The sequence below is a fragment of the Ruania zhangjianzhongii genome (genome assembly GCF_008000995.1).
Classification (GTDB): Bacteria; Actinomycetota; Actinomycetes; order Actinomycetales; family Beutenbergiaceae; genus Ruania; species Ruania zhangjianzhongii.
Window position 1 is genome coordinate 3147294 of the sequence record NZ_CP042828.1, and the last position, 14812, is coordinate 3162105.

Sequence of the window (14812 nt, forward strand, 5' to 3'; positions counted from 1 at the left end):
GCACCCCGCCCTCATCGCTCGCCCAGGAGGTAGGCCAGGATCGCCTTCTGCGCATGCAGCCGGTTCTCCGCCTCGTCCCACACCTTCGAGGCCGGGCCTTCGATCACCTCGTCGGTGATCTCCTTGCCGCGGTAGGCAGGCAGGCAGTGCAGGGCGATCGCTGCGGTGTCGGCCGTCCCGGCCTGACGAAGCAGGTCGTCGTTCAGCTGGTAAGGACGAAAGGGGCGCTCCCGCTCGTCCTTCTCCTCCTCCTGGCCCATGGACACCCAGGTGTCGGTGGCCACCACGTGCGCGCCGGCGACGGCGGAGCGTGGGTCGGTCTGCACGCTCACGCGTGCGCCGGTGGTGGTGGCGATCTGCTCCGCGCGGGCGAGGATGTCCGGGCGGGGGTGGTAGCCGTCCGGGGCGCCGATGCGCACGTCCATGCCGGCGAGCGCCCCGCCGAGGAGGTAGGAGTGGGCCATGTTGTTCGCGCCGTCACCGACGTAGGCGAGGGTGCGTCCGGCCAGGGCCGGCCCGGTCGGTGCGAAGCCGCCGGTGTGCTCGGCCACGGTGAGCAGGTCGGCAAGGATCTGGCACGGGTGGTAGTCGTCGGTGAGCGCGTTCACCACCGGTACCCCCGCGTGGGCGGCCATCTCCGCCAGGGACTCCTGGGCGAAGGTCCGCCAGACGATCGCCGAGGTCATCCGACCGAGCACCCGGGCAGTGTCCGCGATGGACTCCCGTACCCCGATCTGGGCGAGCGTGCCGTCCACCAGCATCGGGTAGCCGCCCAGGTGGGCGATCCCGGCGGTGAACGACGCCTGGGTGCGCAGCGTCGGCTTGTCGAAGATCACCGCGACCGCCTGCGGTCCGGTAAGCGGCGTGGCAGAGAACGGGTCGGCCTTCAGCGTGGCAGCCAGCTGGAGGACCTCGCGCTGTTGCTCGCTGCTGAGGTCATCATCGGCGAGAAAGTGGCGAGCGGTGGCGTTGCTGGTCGTCACTGCTGGGCCTCCGTGAGGATCTGCGGCAGGGCAGCGACGAAGCTGTCCGCCTGCTCGGTGGTGAGGATGAAGGGTGGAGCGAGCCGGATCGCGTCCGGGGCCACCGGGTTGACGATGAACCCGGCCCGCAGCGCCGCCTGGGCCGCCGCCGCGGCCACCGGCGCGGAGAGCTCGACCGCGATCAGCAGCCCGGCACCGCGGACCCCGGCGACCAGCGGGTGACCGGTGGCCGCGAGCGTGGTGCGCAGGTGCTCACCGGTGCGCTGGACCGCCTCGAGCAGGTTGTCCCGCTCGATCACGTGGATGGTGGCCAGAGCCGCGGCGGCCGCCATCGGGTTGCCGCCGAAGGTGGTGCCGTGCTGACCGGGCTGGAGCAGTGCGGTCGCGGTCTCGGTGAGCGTGATCAGCGCCCCGACCGGGAACCCGCCGCCGAGGCCCTTGGCCACAGCGATCGCATCCGGAACGATGCCGCCGCCGATCTCCGGGTGGTGGTGAGCCATCCAGGTGCCGGTGCGCCCCATCCCGGTCTGCACCTCGTCCAGGATCAGCAGGGCGCCGTGGGCGTCGGTGAGCTCACGGGCGGCCGCCAGGTAGCCGGCCGGCAGCGGCCGCACCCCCGCCTCCCCCTGGATCGGTTCCAGCACCAGGGCGGCCACCTGACCGGGGGCGGCGAAGGCTTCCTCGAGCGCGCGCAGGTCACCGAACGGCAGGTGCTCCACGCCGCCGGGCAGCGGTTCGAACGGCTCGCGGTAGGCGGGTTTGGCGGTGAGCGCGAGGGCACCCATGGACCGGCCGTGGAAGGCACCGTCGAGGGCCAGGATGCGGGGCCGCTCCGTGCCGCCGTGCCGGCGGGCCAGCTTGAACGCGGCTTCCATCGCCTCGGTGCCGGAGTTGGTGAGGAACGCCCGGGCCGACTCGGGCCGCGCACCGATGGTGGCCAGTGCGGTCAGGCGTTCGGCAAGGGTGATCTGCACCGGGGAGGCGAAGAAGTTGGAGATGTGCCCGAGGGTGCCGAGCTGGGCGGAGATGGCGCCGGTCAGTGTGGGGTGCGCATGGCCGAGGCTGTTCACCGCGATCCCGGCGAGCAGGTCGAGGTAGCGCTGGCCGTCGGCGTCCCACACGTAGCAGCCCTCACCGCGGACCAGCACCCGTTGCGGCGGTCCGAAAGTGTTCAGCAGCGCACCGGTGTAACGCTGGGTCCACTGGTCCTGGCTGAGCGCCTGAGTGACGCCCGAGATCAACTCGCTCACTTACGACTCCTTCTGGGTGGGACCAGCGGCAGGTGCGGTCTGCACCTGGGTGGCTGCGCCGTCGTCGGTGGGCACGACCATCGTGCCCACCCCTTCGGTGGTGAAGATCTCCAGCAGCAGCGAGTGTGGCTGCCGGCCGTCGATCACGTGCGCCTGGGACACTCCGCCGGTGACGGCGCGCAGGCAGGCTTCCATCTTCGGCACCATGCCGGAGGCAAGGCCGGGCAGGATCTCGGCCAGGTGGGCGGCGTCGATCTGCCGGATCAGCGAGCTGGGGTCCGGCCAGTGGGCGTACAGACCCTCGACGTCGGTGAGCACCACCAGCTTCTGCGCGCCCAGGGCGGTGGCCAGCGCGGCCGCGGCGGTGTCGGCGTTGACGTTGAGCACGTCACCGGGCTGGTCCACATCCGGGGCGATCGTGGAGATCACCGGGATCCGGCCGGCGTCCAGCAGATCGACCACAGCACGCGGGTTGACCCCGATCACGTCACCGACCAGTCCGACGTCCACGCTCTCGCCGTCGACGATCGCCTGCCGTTTGCGGGCGGAAAACAGGCCGCCATCCTCACCGGAGATGCCCACGGCGAGTGGCCGGCGCTCGTTCAGCCGGCTGACCAGATCGCGCTGCACCTTGCCGGTGAGCACCATCCGCACCACGTCCATCACCTCGGGGGTGGTCACCCGGAGCCCGCCCCGGAACTCGGTGACCAGGCCGAGTCGGTCGAGCATCGCGGAGATCTGTGGTCCGCCACCGTGCACCACCACCGGTTTGAGTCCGGCGTAGCGGAAGAAGCGGACGTCGTCGGCGAAGGCGCGCTCGAGGTTCGCATCGACCATGGCGTTGCCGCCGAACTTGATCACCACGATGGCGCCGGCGAAGGACTCCAGCCAAGGCAGGGCTTCGACCAGGACCTCAGCCTTCTGCTGCGGGGCGAGGCCGTCGGGGATAGTGGGAGTGTTCATGGGAGGAGGCCCTCACGTGGAGTAGGCACTGTTCTCGTGCACGTAGTCGTGGGTCAGGTCGTTGGTCCAGATGGTGGCGCTGGCCTCGCCGGCGTGCAGGTCGATGACCACGTGTACCTCTCGGTCGGCGGCCAGGTCGAGCTGGGTGGGGTCCTCGTGGGCGCCGCCGGCGCGGCAGATCAGCAGCCCGTTGATGCGCACGTCCAACTCTGCGGGGTCGAACGGGGCGACCGTTTCCGGGACGGTGCCGACCTGGGCGATGATCCGGCCCCAGTTCGGGTCGTTGCCGAACATCGCGGCCTTGAACAGGTTCGAGCGGGTGACCGCGCGGCCGACGGCGACCGCGGCGGCCTCGTCGCTGGCGCCGACGACCTCGACGGCGATGTCGTGGCTGGCGCCCTCGGCGTCGGCGATCAGTGCTCGGGCGAGCTGGGCGCAGGCGGACTGGATCGCGGCGGCGAGCTCGTCGGCGCCGGGAGTGACGCCGCTGGCGCCGGAGCTCATCAGCAGCACGGTGTCCGAGGTGGACATGCAGCCGTCGGAGTCGATCCGGTCGAAGGTGGTGGCAGTGGCGGCGCGCAGGGCCGCATCGGCGGTGGCGGCGTCCACGACGGCGTCGGTGGTGAGTACCACGAGCATCGTGGCCAGTGCGGGGGCGAGCATGCCGGCACCCTTGGCCATCCCGCCCACGGACCAACCCGGCCCCTCGACGAGCACCTGCTTCTGAACCGTGTCGGTGGTCATGATCGCGGTGGCAGCGGCTGGGCCGCCGTCGGTGGACAGTCCGGCGACGGCGCCGTCCAGCCCGGCGAGCAGGGTGTGCGCGGCCAGCGGGACGCCGATCAGACCGGTGGAGCAGACCACCACATCGGCGGCCGAAGCGCCGAGCAAGTTCGCGGTCTTCTCCGCGGTGGCGTGCGCGTGCGCGAAACCTGCCGGTCCGGTGGCCACGTTCGCACCGCCGGAGTTGAGCACCACGGCGCGGACGATGTTGTCGGTGACCACCTGGCGGGACCAGGTCACCGGGGCACCGACCACGCGGTTGCTGGTGAACACGGCGGCACCGACCTGGTCCGGGCCGTCGTTGACGACCAGGGCCAGGTCCGGGGTGCCGGAGGCCTTCAGTCCGGCGGTGACGCCGGCGGCCCGGAAGCCCCGTGGGGCGGTGACGCCGGCGGTGCCAGTCATGGGGCTACTCCCTCGGTGGTCAGGCCCAGCGTCTCGGAAAGGCCGAGGGCGAGGTTCATCGACTGCACGGCGGCGCCGGCGGTGCCCTTGACCAGGTTGTCGATCGCGCACATGCTCACCACCCGCCCGGCTCGCTCGTCAATAGCCACCTGCACCAGCGCGGTGTTCGCACCGGTGGTGGCCGCAGTGGTCGGCCACTGCCCCTCCGGGAGGAGCTGCACGAACGGTTCACCGGCATAGTGCTGGGCCCAAGCAGCCCGGATCGAAGCGGCGTCCGCACCCTCGGCGAGCGGCGCCGTCGTGGTGGCAAGGATGCCCCGGGACATCGGGACGAGCACGGGGGTGAAGGAAAGACGCACCGATGCTGCGCCGGCCACCCGCAGGTTCTGCTCGATCTCCGGGATGTGCCGGTGCGTGCCGCCGACGGCGTACGGTGCGGCGGAGCCGATCCCTTCGGCGGCGAGCAGGTGCGGTTTGAGCGCCTTGCCGGCACCGGAGTAGCCGACAGCGAGCACGGCGACCAGGTCGCTCGCCTCGATCACCCCGGCGGCCACGCCGGGCTGGATGCCCAGGGTGACGGCGGTGACGTTGCAGCCGGGGACGGCGATCTGGCGGGCGCCGGCCAGCGTCTCCCGCTGCTGCGTTGCGCGCACCTCGCCGGCATGGAGCAGCTCGGGCATCCCGTAGGGCCAAGCACCGGTGTGTGCGCTGCCGTAGAAGGCTTCCCAGTCCTCGGCATCGGTGAGGCGGTGGTCGGCCCCGCAGTCCAGGATCAGTGCGTCCGAACCCGCCGCCTCGAGCTCGGCGGCGATCGCGCCGGAGGCCCCGTGCGGTAGCGCGAGGATGACCACATCGTGGCCGAGCAGGCTCTCGACGGTGGTCGGAGCGAACGTGCGGTCGGCGACGGCGCGCAGGTGCGGGTGGTGCTTGCCTACGCTCTCCCCCGCGTTCGTGTGCGCGGTGAGCGCGCCGACCTCGACTTCCGGGTGCGCGAGCAGCAGCCGGAGCGCCTCCGAGCCGGCATAGCCACTGGCCCCCGCGATCGCGACAGATACAGTCATGTGCATAACTATACATCGTATTTGGCGTGCGTGTTCAGATTGCCGAGGCCACGACGTTCAGATGGCCGCGCCCGGTGTGTTCAGTTCGCCGTTTCCCATGCGCTCGGGCCGCTGACCACAGATGCTCGAACCGGTGTCGCGCGGTTCCGAGCAATGCCCTCGGATGCGGAAGAATGGACACCATGGCTTCTACCACCATCGTTCAGGGCGCCGAGGTCGCCGACTATCCCACCATCCCTGCGGAGGCCGACCGCGGCCGGGTGCTGCGGGTCACCGAAGTAGGTGAGGATGTGTTGCACCACCCGTGCCGCCCGGTCACCGAGTTCGGCACCGAGGAGCTGCGCACCCTGGTGGACGACATGTTCGCCACCATGCTGATCGCGGAGGGGGTCGGCCTGGCGGCCAACCAGGTCGGCGTGGACCTCAAGCTGTTCGTCTACGACCTGACCACCGATGACGGCGTTCGGTACGTGGGCCATGTCTGCAACCCGGTGATCGAAGTCCTTGGCGAGGAGACTGAGGAGATCGAGGAAGGCTGTCTGTCCGTGCCCGGACCCGGGGTGGACCTGTTCCGGCCGCTGCAGGTACGCCTCACTGGCGCGGATATCGAGGGCGAACCACTCAGCTATGCGGCTGAGGGGTACCTGGCCCGCTGCTTCCAGCACGAGAGCGACCACCTGAACGGGCGGCTGTACATCGACCTAATCAGCAAGCGGAGCCGCAAACGAGTGCTCAAGGACATGGCGGAGCTGCGTCCGGAGGTGCTGGACCGGCGCGCTGAGCTCACCACCACCCACGGCAAGGAACCCGTCGCCTACCCCGACCAGCCGAACGTCTGATCGAGATGGAACCGAGCGAGCTGTGCGGAGCGACCCTGACCGGGGCGAACTTCGAGGGTGCGGTGTGGATCGGCGCCGAGATCGACGAGCTGGAGCTGGACGAGGGCTCGCTGCGCCGGCTGCGCGCTGCCGAGGGCACCTGGGAGCGATGCACGTTCACCGATTGCGACGCCGGCGGAGCGGACCTGGCCGGCCTGACCACCCGGGACGTCGGGCTGATCCGCAGCACGCTCGACGGCGCCCGGCTGACCGGGTCCTCCTGGCTGCGGTCCCGCTGGCGCGAGGTCTCGCTCGAGGACGCCGTCGCGGACTCGCTGTCCGCCCACTCGGCACGCTGGACGGACGTGACGTTCACCCGCACCTCCCTGCGCCATGCGGACTTCACCGGGGCCGAGCTGTCCCGGGTGCGGTTCATCGACTGTGACCTGTCCGCTGCCCGGTTCGCCGGCCTGCGCGCACACCGGGTGACCTTCACCGGCTGCCGGATGGAGGGGATCTCGGGCGCGGACTCACTGCGCGGCGTCGAGCTCGCCTGGTCCGATGCGGTCAGCGCGCTACCGTCGTTGGCAGCCCAGCTCGGCATCAGCATCCAAGGAGAGAAACCGTGACCACGGTGAGCACCGCCGTCGCCGATATCCGAAGGCGGATCGACCGCGCCGCCGAGGCAGCCGGCCGCACCGACCAGGTGCGGCTGCTGCTCGCCGTCAAGACCGTGGACGCGCCACGGATCCGGGAGGCGCTGGCCACCGGCGAGACGCTCATCGGGCACAACCGCGCCCAGGAGCTGCGCGCCGTCGAACCTGAACTCACCGACGTGGCGCACGAGAGCCACTTCATCGGTCACCTGCAGTCGAACAAGGTGAACCAGGTGATGGCCTGGGCGGACTGTGTGCAGAGCGTGGACTCGCTCCGGCTGGCCGAGCGGCTGGACCGCGCGGCAGCAACCCGGGGCCGGGATGCCGGCGTGCTGATCCAGGTGAACACCTCCGGTGAGGACACCAAAGCCGGTGTGGACCCAGCCGAAGCGGAAGCGCTAGCCGAACAGGTCGCGGCCCTGGAGCACCTGCAGCTGCGCGGGTTCATGACGATCGGGGCGAACACCTCCGACGAGACTGCGGTGCGCGCCAGCTACACCGCGCTCGCACAGATCCGCGACCAGGTGGCCGGCAGCGGCGCGCCAGGTACCGAGCGGGCCACCGAACTGTCCATGGGGATGTCCGGCGACCTGGAGATCGCGATCGCCGCGGGGGCGACGATGGTGCGCGTGGGCACCGGGGTGTTCGGGACGCGGCCGGCGCCCTGAGGCGGTCTACTCCTCGGCGAGGTGCGGCGGGAAACCACCGGTGGCGATCGGCCCCCAGCGCTCGATGGTGATCCGGAGCAGCGACTTCGCCTGAGTGCGCATCGCCTCCCGGTACTCGTCCCAGTCCGGGTGCTCGCCCGCGATACACCGGTAGTACTCCACCAGCGGCTCCACCGAGTCCGGCGGGTCGATCACCTCGGCAGTCCCGTCGAGCTGCACCCAGGCACCGTTGAACTCCTCGGACAGCACGCACACCGATACCGCCGGCCGGCGCCGCAGGTTCGCCGCCTTGGCCCGGTCCGGGTAGGTGGAGATCACCACCTGTCCCTGCCCGGACAGGCCGAGGGTCACCGGGGAGAGCTGGGGGCCGCCGTCGGTGCGGGTGGTCATCAGCACGCCGTGGTGGCGCGGGCGGACGAAGTCGTCCAGCTCGGCGCGGTCGACGCGGGTGGTGGTCGCGATCTGTCGAGGCATGGACTCAGCCTGGCACACCGACCGTGCCACGGGTGACTTGAGTCACCGGTGGAATACCTCATCCGCAGCGGCGTTGTCCGAGGCAGCCCCCACATGCAAGGAGATACTTATGCCTACCGTTGACGTGACTACCGAGAGCTTCGAGCAGACGATCTCGGACAACCCGATCGTGCTGGTCGACTTCTGGGCCGAGTGGTGTGGCCCGTGCAAGCAGTTCGCGCCGGTATACGAGAAGGCCTCCGGCGAGCACGACGGCATCACCTTCGCGAAGGTGGACACCGAGGCCGAGCAGGACCTCGCCGCGATGGCCGGGATCCAGGCGATCCCCACGCTGATGGCGTTCCGCGACGGGATCATGGTGTTCAACCAGGCCGGCGCGCTGCCGGCGTCCTCGCTGCAGCAGCTCATCGACGGCGTCAAGGACCTGGACATGGACGAGGTCCGTGCCGAGCTGGCCAAGCAGCAGGCCGAGCAGTCCGAGGACAGCGCACCCTCCGCCTGAGCTGTTACGGCACCCGGGCGAGCCAGTCCGGGTCGGAGAACTTGGTCCGCGCCAGCTCTTCGGCCCGGGCGAGGTCCTCCGGGCGCAGCTCGCCATCGAGAGTGGCATAGCGGGATCTGAAGTGGTTCTTCATCGCCTCGATGATGTCCGCCCGCGCCATCCCGGTCTGGCTGCGCATCGGGTCCACCCGCTTGTTCGCGCTGGTGGTGCCCTTGTCGGAGAGCTTCTCTCGGCCGATGCGCAGCACCCGGGTCATCTTGTCCGCGTCGATGTCATAGGCCATCGTCACGTGGTGCAGCACCGCACCGCCCGCGAGCCGCTTCTGTGCCGCTCCCCCGATCTTGCCGGCCGGTGAGACGATGTCGTTCAGCGGCACATACCGGGCATCGATGCCCAACTCCTCGAGGGCGCCGAGCACCCAGTCGTCCAGGAACGCGTACGACTGCTCGAAGCTCAGCCCCTCCACCAGGGATCCGGGCACGTACAGCGAGTAGGTGATGCAGTTGCCCGGTTCCATGAACATCGCCCCGCCGCCGGAGATGCGCCGCACCACCTGCACCCCGAGCTCGGCCGCCTGGTCGTAGTCCACCTCGTTACTCAGCGACTGGAACGAGCCGATCACCACACAGGCGTCGTTCCACTCCCACATCCGCAGCGTGGGCCCGCGACGCCCGGCACCGACCTCCTCGAGCAGCACCTGGTCCAGCGCCAGGTTGATGATCGGCAGCAGCGCCTCCGGGTGCACGATCTCGAAGGTGTGGTCCGACCAGCCGGTGGCCCGGCCGAGCGCCCTGCGCACGGCGATCGCCACCGCCGCCGGCGTGAAGCCGACCATGCTGGCACCCTCGACAGCGTTGGTCAGTACCTGGGTCATCTGCTTCACCGTGGCGGTAGCCGGTAAGTCGACCAGGGCGGCATCGAGCTGCTCCAGGGCCTCGTCGGGTTCGAGGAAGAAGTCCCCGCTGATATGCACCTGGCTCAGCCGGCCATCGGTGACCTCGACCTCTGCGGCAACCAGCTTGCCGCCCGGGACCTTGTACTCGCCTCTACTCACGTTCCCAGCCTAGCCACTGACCAGGTGAGGAACGTCGTCGGGCTCGAGGCCCTGCTACAGCGGCGCGACGCCGCCGAGCAGCAGCCCGTAGACCATCCCGTCCACCAGCGCTTCCCAGGAGGCCTCCAGCAGGTTGCCGCCCACGCCGACGGTGCTCCAGGACCGCTGCCCGTCGGTGTGCTCGATCAGCACCCGGGTGATCGCATCGGTGCCGTGCGCACTGTCCAGCAGGCGCACCTTGTAGTCGATCAGCTCGAAGTCCTCGATCTGCGGGTAGGCCGTGCGCAGCGCGAGCCGGAGAGCGTGGTCCAGGGCATTCACCGGACCGTTTCCTTCGCCGGTGCTGACCACCCGGGTCTCCCCCGCGTGGATCTTCACCGTGGCCTCCGAGCTGACCTCACCGGCGGCGCCGACGGGCGTGCTGTTGTGCTCGACGATCGCCCGCCAGGACTCCACCCGGAAGTAGCTGGGCCGCTTCCCGGTGACCTCCTCGCGCAGCAGCAGGTCGAACGAGGCGTCGGCAGCGTCGAAGGTGTAGCCGTAGGCTTCAGCGTCCTTGACCCGCGCAGTGATCCGGCCGAGCAGGTCCGGCTGGTCGGCCAGGTCGAAACCGAGCTCGCGACCCTTGAGCTCGATGCTCGCGCGTCCGGCCATGTCCGAGACCAGCATCCGCATGTCGTTGCCCACCTGCCGCGGGTCGACGTGCTGGTAGAGGTCGGGGTCGATGCGGATCGCGCTGGCGTGCAGGCCGGCCTTGTGCGCGAAGGCGCTGGCGCCGATATAGGGCTGCCGCGCGAACGGGGCGATGTTGGTGATCTCGCTGACCGCGTGTGCGATCCGGGTGACCTCCTCCAGGCCGGTACCGGTCAGGGTGCGTAGGCCGAGCTTGAGCTCGAGGTTGGCCACGACGGCGAGCAGGTCGGCGTTGCCGGTGCGTTCGCCATAGCCGTTCACGCAGCCCTGCACCTGCCGGGCACCGGCTGCCACGGCGGCCATCGAGTTGGCCACGGCGCAGCCGGAGTCGTTGTGGGCGTGGATGCCTAGCGTGCCGTCGGTGCGCGCGGTCACCTCGGTCACGATCTCGTGTACCCAGTCCGGCAGCATGCCGCCGTTGGTGTCACAGAGCGCGACGACGTCGGCACCGGCTTCCAGCGCGGTCGTCACCGCCCGCAGGGCGTACGTGGGGTCGTGCCGGTAGCCGTCGAAGAAGTGCTCGGCGTCGAGCACCACCCGCCGGCCGGCGTCGCGCAGGTAGGACACGGTGTCGGCGATCATTGCGAGGTTCTCCTCGCCGGTGGTGCGCAGCGCGCGTTCCACGTGCCGGATGTCGCTCTTCGCCACCAGGGTGATGATCGGCGCCTCGGAGTCCACCAGCGCCCGGACCTGGGTGTCGGTGTGGGCGGTGGTACCGGGCTTACGGGTGGAGCCGAAGGCCGCGAGCTCGGCATTGGTCAGGGTGAGCTCCTTGGCGGCCTTGGCGAAGAACTCGGTGTCCTTGGGAATCGCACCGGGCCAGCCACCCTCGATCGAGGTCACGCCGAGCTCGTCGAGCAGTGGTGCGATCGCGAGCTTGTCGGCTACGGAGAGGTTCATCCCCTCCTGCTGGGCTCCGTCGCGCAGCGTGGTGTCATAGACCTCCACGCTGGTGGTCTCGGTGCGGGGTGCGGTGCTCATCTTCATGACCTTCGTGCGTTCAGCGGTGTCGACGTGCGCTCCGGCGGGGTGCGCCTGGGGTCGCGATCGTCCGGACGGCCATCGGTGTTGCCGGAGCGGGTGGCTGTGGCAACAAAAAGACCCCCCGAAGTGCGGGAGGTCTGCGCGTTCACCGAAGTGGTGAGCGCGCTAGCCGATAATCAGGGCGCTGGTGTGCGTCATGACGGCATTGTGTCACATCCACCGCCCGGGCTGGACCCACCTGGCCGGGTACCCGACCTTGCCCACGTCTGGGTGTGGGTCATGGATGTGGTGATTGAGCGTGTGCGCAGGTCAGCGCCCCTCGTGGTGGTGCACTGCACCCTCAGGTGCGAGGACACCCACCGGGGGCGTTTCGCAGAGCTGATGGGTGCTCGCGCGACGCTCCTCGACTGTGGTGTCGTTTTGACGTACTGGGCACGTCACAACAACACCGTAACGGCACGTCCGGCGGGTACCGGGTCCACGAGTTGCCTCTTCCAGCACCCACGGGTTCTGCCACACCAGACACTCGACCCACACCTCACGTGTGGCTCTAGCGTCGAGTGTCCCCGCTGCCGCCTACTCTGAGCGGTGTGGAGTCGGTGGTGGCGGTGTGGGGCGAGCAGGTCGACGTACTCGACCTGGCCGCGGACCACAGCGTGGCGGCACGCACCCGGCTGCCTCGGACCAGGCTGCCAGAGCTTGTGGCAGAGCGGGAGCGGGAGAACGCTCCGCGATGGGTATGGACGGACACCAACCAGATCACCCCGCAACTGCTCGCGGCCGGCGTACGCGTCCAACGGTGCCTCGATCTTCGGCTGTCTGGGACGATCCTGCAGCATGCCTTCCCGGACCGGCCCTGGCCAGAGCCACACTGGCCGACGGTGACTCTGGGCGAGCAGCCGGAGCCCACGTTGCTGGACGCCCTCGCCAGCCAGGAAGACGCCCCGGCACCGGGCGGTTCGGCCGAGGACGTGCTTGCCGAGCATGTCCGCCAGCAGGAGACGGTCGCAGCCGCTGCGCAACCTGGCCGGCTCCGGCTGCTGCTGGCGGCGGAGTCGGCCGGAGCACTGATCGCCACCGAGATCTACCAGGACGGGCTGCCGTGGGACCGACAGGTGCACGACGAGATCCTCACCGCCGAGCTCGGCGCGCGACCAGCACCGGGCGGGCGTCCGGAACGGCTGGCCGCGTCGGCCGAGGTGATCCGGGACCGGCTCGAGGCGCCCACGTTGAACCCGGACTCCCCGGTTGAGCTACTGCGTGCGCTGCGCCGCGCCGGGTTGGACGTGAGCACCACCTCGAAGTGGGCCCTGCGTGAGCTCGACCATCCAGTGGTCGAGCCCCTGCTGGAGTTCAAGCGGATGGCTCGACTGCTCTCGGCGAACGGCTGGGCCTGGATGGACGCGTGGGTGGCAGCCAGCACCGATCCTGCCCGGCGGGACCGGTTCCGCCCCGAGTACGTACCCGGTGGGGTGATCACCGGCCGGTGGGCGACCAGCGGCGGTGGGGCGCTGCAACTACCGAAGCAGATTCGAGCGGCTGTGCGCGCCGACCCCGGCTGGCGCCTGGTGGTGGCCGATGCCGCGCAGATCGAACCGCGGGCGTTGGCGGCGATGTCCGGCGACCGCGGCCTCGCCGACGCCAGCCGCGGCACCGACCTCTACCAAGGGCTGGTGGACGCAGGCGTCGCCGCCACCCGCAACGAGGCGAAGGTGGCGATGCTGGGCGCGTTGTACGGCGCCACCACCGGTGCAGCCGGGCAGCTGATGCCGCGGCTGATTCGCACCTATCCGCGGGCCACCGGTGTGGTGGAGGAAGCAGCCCGGACCGGAGAGCGCGGCGGGGTGGTGCGCACCTGGTTGGGCCGGTTCTCGGTCCCTCCTCCGGACACCTGGCAGGAGGCACAGGCTGCGGCCAGCCAACCTGGGGCGACCCCGGCGGTGGAGGCCAAGGCTCGGCAGCAGGCTCGGGACTGGGGCCGGTTCACCCGCAACTTCGTGGTGCAGGGCACCGCAGCGGAACTCGCGCTGTGCTGGCTGGCCGAGCTCCGCCGTCGCCTGGCCGGGCTCGGGGATCCGGCCGAGCGCCCTCACCTGGTGTACTTCCTGCACGATGAGGTGATCGTGCACAGCCCGGAGCCCCTGGCCGAGCAGGTGGCCGCCGAGGTGGCGGCCAGCCTGGCCGAAGCCACCCGGATCGTGTTCGGGCGGATCGGCGTGGATTTCCCGCTGCAGACGGCGATCGTGGAGAACTACGCCGATGCGGAGCACTAACCCCAGTCTCGCGAGTGAACTGGCTGCGGGGCCGGGCCCAGCTGCTTCACCCGCGAGCAGCGCGAACGTCTACCCGCAGGCTCAGACCAGGCGGCGCATCCAGCCGTAGTCGTCCGGGCGGCGGCCGAACTGCAGGTCGGTCAAGTGGGTGTACAGGCCCTCGGTGACCGGTCCAGCGGTCCCGTCGCCGACGGTGAGATCGAAGTCGGTGCCCTTCAGAGTGCCGATCGGGGTGACCACCGCGGCAGTGCCGCAGGCGAACACTTCGGTGATCGTGCCGTCCGCCACGCCCTCCTTGACCTCAGCGAGACTGATCGCACGCTCCTGCACCTCGCGGCCGTCGTCGGCGAGGATCTGCAGGATGGAGCGACGGGTGACGCCCTCAAGGATGGTGCCGGACAGCTCCGGGGTGTGCACGTTGCCATCGGCGGTGACGAGGAACATGTTCATCCCGCCGAGCTCTTCGAGATAGGTCTCGGTGGCGGCATCGAGGAAGCACACCTGCGCGCAGCCGTTCTCGGCGGCCTGCTGCTGGGGGAGCAGGCTGGCCGCGTAGTTACCGCCACACTTGGCCGCGCCCGTCCCGCCCGGACCGGCGCGGTGGAAGCCCTCGGCCACCCAGATGCTCACTGGGGAGAAGCCGGAGGTGAAGTAAGGGCCGGACGGTGAGGCGATCAGCAGGTACTGCACCTCGCGGGAGGGACGCACGCCGAGGAATGGCTCCGAGGCAAACATGTACGGGCGCAGATACAGCGTGGAGCCGGGGCTGGCGGGCACCCACTCCATATCGGTGTGCACCAGCGCGTCGATCGAACCGAGGAAGTCCTCCTCGCTCAGCTCCGGCAGCGCCAACCGCCGGGCGCTGGCGGCGAACCGGGCTGCATTGGCCTCGGGCCGGAACGCCCACACCGAGCCGTCCTCGTGCCGGTAGGCCTTCAGCCCCTCGAAGATCTCCTGTGCGTAGTGCAGCACGGCCGCGGCGGGGTCCAGCGAGAGCGGCCCGTAGGCTTCCACCCGCCGGTCGGTCCAGCCGTCGGCGTCGCTCCAGGTGGCGCGGGCCATGTGATCGGTGAATACCGTGCCGAACGCCAGGTCGGTCAGTGCCTGCCGCCGCTCGGCCAGCGACCGCGGGTGCGCGGATGGCCGGATCTCGAACGGGGTGGTGGCCGTGCGGCCGGATAGATCGCTGGTCATGTGATGTCCCTCATGCCGTGACTGTCTCATTAGACGGTACCGTCCCGCGGG

Annotated in this window: 14 protein-coding genes; 5 read left to right on the top strand and 9 right to left on the bottom strand. The window is 70.1% G+C overall.

Annotation, left to right across the window (positions count from 1 at the left end; genetic code table 11):
- Window positions 1-11: 11 nt before the first annotated feature.
- Genes argF through argC form a run of 5 tightly spaced genes read right to left on the bottom strand, consistent with a single transcriptional unit; the run spans window position 12 to window position 5451 of the window.
- Entirely contained in the window at window positions 12-983 is a 972-nt protein-coding gene (argF, locus tag FU260_RS14660; protein WP_147917731.1) for an ornithine carbamoyltransferase, read from the bottom strand.
- Entirely contained in the window at window positions 980-2233 is a 1254-nt protein-coding gene (locus FU260_RS14665; protein ID WP_147917732.1) for an acetylornithine transaminase, read from the bottom strand. Before FU260_RS14665 ends, argF begins: the two co-directional genes overlap by 4 nt.
- Window positions 2234-3196 (bottom strand): acetylglutamate kinase, encoded by a 963-nt coding sequence (argB, locus tag FU260_RS14670; RefSeq protein ID WP_147917733.1) that lies wholly within the window; start codon window positions 3194-3196, stop codon window positions 2234-2236.
- A gap of 12 nt (window positions 3197-3208) precedes the next feature.
- A complete protein-coding gene (argJ, locus tag FU260_RS14675) occupies window positions 3209-4384 on the bottom strand; it encodes a bifunctional glutamate N-acetyltransferase/amino-acid acetyltransferase ArgJ (RefSeq protein ID WP_147917734.1) in 1176 nt (391 codons plus the stop codon).
- Window positions 4381-5451 carry an N-acetyl-gamma-glutamyl-phosphate reductase gene (gene argC / locus FU260_RS14680; RefSeq protein WP_147917735.1) on the bottom strand — a complete coding sequence of 357 codons (1071 nt, stop codon included), beginning with the start codon at window positions 5449-5451 and terminating at the stop codon, window positions 4381-4383. The genes argJ and argC overlap by 4 nt, the downstream gene beginning before the upstream one ends.
- Window positions 5452-5627: 176 nt before the next feature.
- Here argC and def point away from each other — a divergent pair, with 176 nt between their 5' ends.
- The 3 genes from def to FU260_RS14695 are packed head-to-tail and all read left to right on the top strand — an operon-like array spanning window position 5628 to window position 7587.
- Window positions 5628-6284 carry a peptide deformylase gene (gene def / locus FU260_RS14685; protein WP_235912480.1) on the top strand — a complete coding sequence of 219 codons (657 nt, stop codon included), beginning with the start codon at window positions 5628-5630 and terminating at the stop codon, window positions 6282-6284.
- Between the two features lie 5 nt (window positions 6285-6289).
- Window positions 6290-6892: a pentapeptide repeat-containing protein gene (locus tag FU260_RS14690; RefSeq protein ID WP_147917737.1), complete on the top strand. Its 603-nt coding sequence runs from the start codon at window positions 6290-6292 to the stop codon at window positions 6890-6892.
- Window positions 6889-7587: a YggS family pyridoxal phosphate-dependent enzyme gene (locus tag FU260_RS14695; protein ID WP_147917738.1), complete on the top strand. Its 699-nt coding sequence runs from the start codon at window positions 6889-6891 to the stop codon at window positions 7585-7587. Before FU260_RS14690 ends, FU260_RS14695 begins: the two co-directional genes overlap by 4 nt.
- A gap of 6 nt (window positions 7588-7593) precedes the next feature.
- On the opposite strand, the gene FU260_RS14700 is transcribed toward FU260_RS14695, so the two are convergent.
- The gene (locus FU260_RS14700) at window positions 7594-8061 is read right to left on the bottom strand and encodes a PPOX class F420-dependent oxidoreductase (RefSeq protein WP_147917739.1); all 468 of its coding nucleotides are present in this window, start codon (window positions 8059-8061) and stop codon (window positions 7594-7596) included.
- Window positions 8062-8170: 109 nt separating this feature from the next.
- On the opposite strand from FU260_RS14700, the gene trxA reads away from it, so the two are divergent.
- Window positions 8171-8563, top strand: coding sequence for a thioredoxin (gene trxA / locus FU260_RS14705; RefSeq protein ID WP_147917740.1), 393 nt, complete (start codon window positions 8171-8173; stop codon window positions 8561-8563).
- A 4-nt stretch (window positions 8564-8567) separates the two neighbouring features.
- Here trxA and lplAB read toward each other — a convergent pair whose 3' ends face one another.
- Both lplAB and cimA read right to left on the bottom strand, forming a co-directional pair.
- Window positions 8568-9617 carry a lipoate-protein ligase LplAB gene (gene lplAB / locus FU260_RS14710; protein WP_147917741.1) on the bottom strand — a complete coding sequence of 350 codons (1050 nt, stop codon included), beginning with the start codon at window positions 9615-9617 and terminating at the stop codon, window positions 8568-8570.
- A gap of 54 nt (window positions 9618-9671) precedes the next feature.
- Window positions 9672-11291, bottom strand: coding sequence for a citramalate synthase (gene cimA, locus FU260_RS14715; RefSeq protein ID WP_147917742.1), 1620 nt, complete (start codon window positions 11289-11291; stop codon window positions 9672-9674).
- A gap of 593 nt (window positions 11292-11884) precedes the next feature.
- Here cimA and FU260_RS14720 point away from each other — a divergent pair.
- Window positions 11885-13567, top strand: a complete 1683-nt coding sequence (locus FU260_RS14720; protein ID WP_147917743.1) for a bifunctional 3'-5' exonuclease/DNA polymerase — start codon at window positions 11885-11887, stop codon at window positions 13565-13567.
- An 81-nt stretch (window positions 13568-13648) separates the two neighbouring features.
- On the opposite strand, the gene FU260_RS14725 is transcribed toward FU260_RS14720, so the two are convergent.
- The gene (locus FU260_RS14725) at window positions 13649-14761 is read right to left on the bottom strand and encodes a branched-chain amino acid aminotransferase (protein WP_147917744.1); all 1113 of its coding nucleotides are present in this window, start codon (window positions 14759-14761) and stop codon (window positions 13649-13651) included.
- Window positions 14762-14812 lie beyond the last annotated feature (51 nt).